Origin of the sequence: Streptomyces sp. NPDC102270 (genome assembly GCF_044766405.1) — a bacterium.
In the GTDB taxonomy this organism is placed as follows: Bacteria; Actinomycetota; Actinomycetes; order Streptomycetales; family Streptomycetaceae; genus Streptomyces.
In genome coordinates, this window is sequence record NZ_JBIWLX010000060.1 from 1 (window position 1) to 7,498 (window position 7,498).

At 70.7% G+C, this 7,498-nt stretch carries 4 protein-coding genes; all 4 read left to right on the forward strand.

From position 1 onward, the window contains the following. Positions 1 to 364: 364 nt before the first annotated feature. Positions 365 to 1,744 (forward strand): crotonyl-CoA carboxylase/reductase, encoded by a 1,380-nt coding sequence (ccrA, locus tag ACIRP7_RS45430; protein WP_403672903.1) that lies wholly within the window; start codon positions 365 to 367, stop codon positions 1,742 to 1,744. Position 1,745: 1 nt separating this feature from the next. Beyond that, positions 1,746 to 2,744, forward strand: a complete 999-nt coding sequence (locus tag ACIRP7_RS45435; protein ID WP_403672906.1) for a 3-oxoacyl-ACP synthase III family protein — start codon at positions 1,746 to 1,748, stop codon at positions 2,742 to 2,744. Next, positions 2,741 to 3,619 (forward strand): 3-hydroxybutyryl-CoA dehydrogenase, encoded by an 879-nt coding sequence (locus ACIRP7_RS45440; protein ID WP_403672909.1) that lies wholly within the window; start codon positions 2,741 to 2,743, stop codon positions 3,617 to 3,619. The genes ACIRP7_RS45435 and ACIRP7_RS45440 overlap by 4 nt, the downstream gene beginning before the upstream one ends. Positions 3,620 to 3,836: 217 nt before the next feature. Further along, positions 3,837 to 7,498: type I polyketide synthase (locus tag ACIRP7_RS45445; protein WP_403672912.1), on the forward strand; the 3,662-nt coding region annotated here is incomplete at its 3' end.

Consider the following 7,498-nt stretch of genomic DNA (forward strand, 5'->3'; position numbering starts at 1 on the left):
TCGTCGGAGGTGGCCAGCACGGCCAGCGCCTCCTCGCGGGTCGGCAGCTCGCGCCGAAGCCCCTTGTCCACCAGCGTGTTCAACAGGTCCATGAGCTCTCATCCTTGTGCAACCGAGGGCTGGACCGGGTCCGCCCGCGGGCGGAATAGGGGTGTGAGCGCCATCACAGCACTGGCTGTGAAGGGAAGACCAGCGCACTCACCGACAGGCATCCGCTCGCGTAACTCTTGATTTACACAAACCCCTATCGGAGCCCGTCCCCCACCCTTGCGGGGTGCTGTATAGGGGGCGGCTAAGGGTACGGCCCGCCGTGAACGCATGCGTAACGTATCCGGCGTTGCGGCACCCAACGGAAGGGGTTGGCATGGATGCGTTGACCGAAGCGCTCCGGGCAGGGGTCGACGCGGAGAAAATCGAGGAGTTCGATCTCCCCGACAGCTATCTCGCCGCGCATCTGCGAGCAGAAGACCTGCACATGTTCGACGGCGCCTCCGAAAGGGACGTGCGGAAATCCCTCCACGTCGACCACGTTCCCATGCCCGCCCTCGCGCCGGATGAAGTCGTGGTGGCCGTGATGGCGAGTTCGATCAACTACAACACGGTGTGGTCGGCGACGTTCCAGCCGGTCCCCACCTTCGACTTCCTGCACCGGTTCGGCCGCGAGGGAGGATACGCGGCACGCCACGACCTGCCCCACCACGTCCTGGGCTCCGACGCCTCGGGGGTCATCGTGCGTGTCGGGGCGGGGGTTCGCCGCTGGCGTCCCGGTGACCACGTCGTGGTGAGCTGCGTCCAGGTGGACGACCAGGAACCGGCCACGCACGCCGACGGCATGCTCGGCGCCGGCCAGCGCATCTGGGGATACGAGACCAACTTCGGCGGGCTGGCGCACTACGCCGTGGTCCGGGCGAGCCAGCTGCTCGCCAAGCCCGCCCATCTGACCTGGGAGGAGTCGGCGGGCGTCATGCTCACCGCCGCCACTTCCTACCGCATGCTCGTCAGTGACAACGGGGCCCGCATCAAGCAGGGCGACATCGTCCTGATCTGGGGGGCGACCGGTGGTCTCGGGGCATTCGCCGTACAACTGGTCAAGAACGCGGGCGGAATACCCGTCGGTGTCGTCAGCTCGGAAGCGAAAGCCGACATCCTGCGCTCTCTCGGCTGCGATGTCGTGATCAACCGCAACGAGATCGGCCTGAGTGGCGACGACGCACTCACGCCGGATCGCACCATCGAAATGGGAAAGCGGCTCGGCCGGGCCATCAGAGCAGCCGTGGGCGAGGATCCGCACGTAGTCTTCGACTTCATCGGGCAGGCCACATTCGGTATTTCCGTATTCGTGGTGCGCCGCGGCGGAACCGTGGTCACCTGTGGTTCGAGCACGGGTTATCAGCACCAGTTCGACAACCGCTATCTCTGGATGAACCTCAAACGCATCGTGGGCAGCCACGCCGCGAATCTCCAGGAACAGTGGGAATGCAACCGACTGGTGCGGCTGGGCCGTCTGTCCCCCGTCCTCTCAGAGGTGTTTCCGCTGGCCGAGGTTGCCGAGGCCGCCAGGCTCGTCCAGCAGAACAAGCACATCGGAAAGGTCGGCGTCCTGTGCCTGGCCCCGGAGGAGGGCCTCGGTGTCACCGACCCCGAGACGCGGTCCGCCCTGGGGGTCGAGCGGCTGAATCCGCTGCGCGGCACCGGCCGTGACACACCCTCCGAACGTGCGAAGTCCCAGGAAAGGGCTGCGTGACGTGACAGGAAAACGAACCGGCATCATAGCGACCGGCTCCTATCTGCCCAAGGAAGAAGTGAGCAACGCGGAGGTCGCCGCCCGCGTCGGCGTCACCGCCGAATGGATCGAGCGCAAGACGCAGATCGTCTCGCGACGCTACGCGGCCCCGGACGAGGCCACCTCGGACCTCGCGATCCACGCGGCGAACCGGGCGTTGGAGCAGGCGGGGCTGACCGCGGACCGGATCGACTACCTGATCGTGTCCACTTCGACCGGGGACTTTCCGCAGCCACCCACGTCGTATCTGGTCCAGGACGCTCTGGGCGCCTTCCAGGCCGCGTGCTTCGACGTCAACGTGGTGTGCAGCGGCTTCGTCTACGCCCTGGAAGTGGCCCACAGCCTGATCCGGAGCCGCCCCGACCGGCACGCTCTCGTCATCGGCGCGGATCTGTACTCGAGGATTCTCGACTTCGGCGACCGGCGTACGGCCGTGCTGTTCGCCGACGGCGCGGGCGCCGCCGTCCTCGGGCCCGTCGACGATCCGTACGGCATCCTGGGCACCGACCTGGTCAGCCGCGGTGATGCCCACGATCTGATCCGGGTGGAGGCGGGCGGCAGCAGGAACCCGACCTCGGCGAGCACCCTCGCCGAAGGCGGCCACTACTTCCGGATGAACGGCCGCGGAGTGCGCGACTTCGTCACCGAACACGTGCCGCCGGCCCTGACAGCGCTGACCGACCGGATCGGGGTCGGAGCGGACGAGGTGGACCATTTCGTGCCGCACCAAGCCAACGGCGTGATGCTCGGTGAGGTCGTCGGACTGGCCGGACTGACCGGGGCGGTCACCCATCGGACGCTCCAGAAGTACGGCAACGTCGGCAGCGCCTCGGTACCGGTCGCACTCGACGAGGCGAACCGCTCCGGCGCCCTGGCCCGAGGAGACCTCGTGCTGCTCGCCGGGTTCGGCGGGGGCATGTCCATCGGTGCCTCGCTGCTGCGCTGGGGGGCGACCGCATGACCGCCGTCGGGATCGTCGAGCGCATCGAACGGGTCGGTGTCGTCGGCAGCGGCATCATGGGCGCCGGAATCGCGGAGTTGTGCGCGAAGGCCGGGTGCGACGTCCGGGTCGCCGTCTCCTCCGACCGGTCCCTCGAGACCGGCCCCGCACGAGTGGTCCGCTCACTGGACCGGGCTCTGGGCAAGGGGAAGATGACCCGCGAGCAGTACGACGAGACGCTGCGGCGGATCACGTACACCCGGGACCTCGGCGAGTTGAGCGACCGTCACTTGGTGATCGAGGCGGTGAAGGAGGACGAGGCACTCAAACTTGATCTGTTCGCGTCGCTCGACAAGATCGTCCGGGCGCCGGGGGCGATCTTCGCCTCGAACACGTCCTCGCTCTCCGTCGCGCGGCTCGCCCAGGCCACGAGCCGCCCCGAACGCGTCATCGGGATCCATTTCTTCAATCCGGCGCCCGTGCTGCCTCTCGTCGAGATCGTCGACTCGATCCTGACGGCTCCTCAGGTGAGCGCGGTCACCGAGGACTTCGTCGTGAGCCGACTGGGCAAGCAGGCCATCAAATCGCCGGACCGCGCCGGGTTCGTAGTGAACGCCCTGCTCTTCCCCTATCTGTTGTCCGCGATCCGCATGGTCGACTCCGGGCTCGCGACCGCGGAGGTGGTCGACCGGGGAATGACCTTGGGCTGCTCACATCCGCTGGGCCCCCTGCAACTCGCCGATCTGATCGGCCTCGACACCACGGTCTCGATCGCGCAGGCCATGTACGAGGAGTCCAAAGAGCCCTTGTACGCGCCGCCCGGACTGCTGTTGCGCATGGTCGAGGCCGGTCTCCTGGGCAAGAAGTCCGGCCGCGGCTTCTACGCGTACGCGTAACACCCACACCGGGGATCCATCCGCGCGGGCGCGGTGCGAGGAGCCTCTCAGGGGCCTCTCCTCGCACTCCGCCCGCGCCACCGCACGCACGTCCGCCACGCGTCACCGCACGCACGTCCGCACACGACGGGCCGACCCGTCGTGTGCCGTCTCGCCGACAGGGAGAGCGAAGAACATGGTCATCCGTCCCGGATCCGGTCGCCCGGAGGGGTCTTCGGTGCCCTCCGACGCCATTGCTGTGGTGGGGCTCGCCTGCCGCTTTCCCGGCGCTGAGGACCCCGAGGCCTTCTGGCGGCTGCTGTCCGCCGGCGACAGCGCCGTCGGCCCGGCCCCCGCGAGCCGTCCCGGGCCGCGGGCCGGGGCCGCGGGCCGGCCGGCCGGGTTCCTGGACCGGGTCGACACGTTCGAACCCGAGTTCTTCGGCATCTCCCCGCGCGAGGCGGCGGCCATGGACCCGCAGCAGCGACTCGTCCTCGAACTGGGCTGGGAGTCGCTGGAGAACGCGGGGATCCTTCCCGGCGTACTGCGGGAGGCTCCCGTCGGCGTCTTCATCGGAGCGATCTGGGACGACTACGCCAAACTCGTCCACCAGTACGGCGCCGATGCAGTCACCCATCACACCATCACCGGCACCAGCCGCGGCATCATCGCCAACCGGCTGTCCTACGCCCTCGGACTGCGCGGTCCCAGCATGGTGGTGGACACCGGCCAGTCCTCGTCGCTGGTGGCCGTCCAGCTCGCCTGCGAGAGCCTGCGCGCCGGCGAGTCCACCGTCGCGCTCGCCGGCGGGGTCAGCCTCAACCTGGCTCCGGAGGGCTTCACCGTCGCGGAACGGTTCGGGGCCCTGTCCCCCGAGGGGCGGACGTACACCTTCGACGCGCGGGCCGACGGTTACGTGCGCGGTGAGGGTGGCGGGGTCGTCGTGCTGAAGACGCTGCGGCAGGCGGTGGCCGACGGGGACCGCGTCCACTGCGTCATCCGCGGCGGTGCCGTCAACAACGACGGTGGCGGCGGCGCGCTCACCACGCCCAGGGGTGCCGCGCAGGAGGACGTCCTGCGGCGGGCCTGCGCCGCCGCCGGGGTCGAGCCGTCCGAGGTGCGGTTCGTGGAACTGCACGGCACCGGGACCGCGGTCGGCGATCCCGTCGAGGCGGGCGCGCTCGGCGCGGTCCTGGGCGCCGAGCGCGCCGCGGACCGTCCTCTGCTCGTCGGCTCGGCGAAGACCAACATCGGGCACCTCGAAGGCGCCGCGGGCATCGCCGGCCTCATCAAGGCAGCGCTGTGCCTGCGCGCGGGCACCCTGGTGCCGAGCCTCAACTTCGAGAAGCCCCATCCCGAGATACCGCTGGACGATCTCCGCATCGCCGTCGCCACCGGGACGACCCGATTGCGCGGTGACGGCGACGACGACCCGGTCGTGGCCGGAGTCAGTTCGTTCGGGATGGGTGGCACCAACTGCCATCTGATCCTGTCCGACTGGCGACCCGCTCGCAGGACCGGGCCGGTGCCGCGGGCCGCTGCCACACCGTTCCTCGCTCCCCTGTCCGCCCGGACCGGCGAGGCGCTCGCCGCACAGGCCGAGCGCCTCGCCGGATACCTCGACGAACACCCCGAGCTCGCGGTGTCGGACGTGGCCCACTCCCTCGCCACCACCCGGACGCACTTCAAGCACCGCGCCGTGGTGCTCGCCGAGGACCGGTCCGCGCTGCTGGCCTCGCTCGAGACGCTGTCCGCAGGGCAGACGGCACCCGGTCTGGTCCGCGGCACCGCGGGTGACGGTGCCCTCGCGCTCCTGTTCACCGGCCAGGGCAGCCAGCGCGCCGGCATGGGACGGGACCTTTACCGGGCCTTCCCGGTGTTCGCCCGGACGCTGGACAAGGTGTGCACGCTGCTGGACCCCGAACTCGACCGGCCGCTGCGGGAGGTGATGTTCGCCGAACCGGACTCCGACGACGGCCGGCTGCTGCACCGCACCCGCTACACCCAGCCCGCGCTCTTCGCCTACCAGGTCGCCCTCCACCGGCTCCTGGAGCACTGGGGCGTCGCTGCCTCCACCGTGCTCGGCCACTCCGTCGGCGAGCTGGCCGCGGCGCACGTCGCGGGCGTGCTGTCCCTGCGGGACGCGGCCACGCTGGTGGCCGCGCGCGGCCGGCTCATGCAGGAGCTGCCCGAGGGTGGCGCCATGGTGTCGGTCCAGGCATCCGTGCAGGAACTGTCGGCCGGCCTGGCGGGACGCGAGGGGCAGGTGTCGGTGGCCGCGGCCAACGGACCGCTGTCGACGGTGATCGCGGGCGACGAGGACGCCGTCCTGGAGGTCGCCCGGCACTGGGCGGAGCAGGGCCGCAAGACCAAGCGGCTGCGGGTCGGCCACGCCTTCCACTCACCCCGGATGGACGCGATGCTGGACGCGTTCCGGGACGTCGCGCGGCAACTGGAGTACCGGGCGCCCCGGATCACGGTGGTCTCGAACCTGACGGGGTCCGCGGTCTCCGCCGAGGAGATCGGCACCGCCGAGTACTGGGTGCGCCACGCCCGCGAAAGTGTCCGCTTCCTCGACGGGATGCGCACCGTCGAGGAGTCGGGCGTCCGCGCCTACCTGGAGGTGGGCCCGGACGCCGTGCTGGCGCCGATGGGCCGCGACTGCCTCACCGAGGACGCGCTGTTCGTCACCTCGGCCCGCCGCTCACGCGCCGAAGTGCCGACCCTGCTGTCGGCACTGGCCCAGTTGCACACCCACGGTGTGTCCGTCGACTGGCGGTCGACCGCCCCCGGCACTCGGGTCGAGCTGCCCACGTACGCCTTCCAGCGCAAGTCGTACTGGCTGTCGCCGCCGACGGGGCACCCGGCGAACTCCGACCCGGCCGCGACGGCCGCCGACGGCGCGCGGGACGCCGGTGCGCAGCCCGCCACGGACGGCCCGGAGCGGCATTCCGGCTCCCCCGCGGACGGCTCCCCCGGGGGCGGCTCGCTTGAGAACCTCTCCCCCCACCAGGGCTCGGATCAGGCCGCGGGTTCCCTGGCGGGGCGCCTGTCCGGGCTGTCGGAGGCGGAGCGCGAGCGTGCCGTCGCGGACCTGGTACGGCGCGAGGTGGCCGCCGTTCTGGAGTTTGCCTCCGTGGACTCCGTCGACATGGAGCTCACGTTCAAGGAACTGGGCTTCGACTCGCTCACCGGCGTCGAACTGCGCGACCGGCTGAGCGCGGTGACGGGATTACGCGTGTCCCCCACCCTGATCTTCGACCATCCCACCGGTGACGCCGTCGCCGGGTATCTGCGCTCGCAGCTGCTCGGTGAGACGGCCGTGACGGCGACTGCCGTCGCCGGGAGCAGCGACGACGATCCGGTCGTCGTCGTCGGGATGAGCAGTCGGCTGCCCGGCGGCCTCGACTCCCCCGAGGAGCTGTGGGAGCTCGTGGCGTCGGGAGGCGAGGCGATCTCGGACTTCCCGGCCGACCGGGGCTGGGACCTGGAGGCGCTGTTCGACCCGGACGGGGAGAGCAGCGGTACGTCGTACACGCGGCGGGGCGGGTTCCTGGCGGGGGCGGCGGAGTTCGACGCGGAGTTCTTCGGGATCTCCCCGCGCGAGGCGCTCGCCATGGACCCCCAGCAGCGGCTGCTGCTGGAAACCTCCTGGGAGGCCCTGGAACGCTCCGGCATCGACCCCACCAGCCTGCGCGGCAGCAGCACCGGCGTCTACGCGGGCACGTTCATGTTCCGCGACCAGGGCGGCGCGGGCGGCGCCGAGGGCCAGCGCATGACGGGGTCGGCGGCCAGCGTCCTGTCGGGCCGGGTGGCTTACACGTTCGGGTTCGAGGGCCCCGCCGTCACCGTGGACACCGCCTGCTCCTCCTCCCTCGTCGCCCTCCACATGGCCGCCCA

Bases quoted from the DNA above. Each gene is read 5' to 3' on its own strand.
- ccrA (WP_403672903.1), top strand. From the start codon at position 365: ATGGATGCGTTGACCGAAGCGCTCCGGGCAGGGGTCGACGCGGAGAAA.
- ACIRP7_RS45440 (WP_403672909.1), top strand. From the start codon at position 2,741: ATGACCGCCGTCGGGATCGTCGAGCGCATCGAACGGGTCGGTGTCGTC.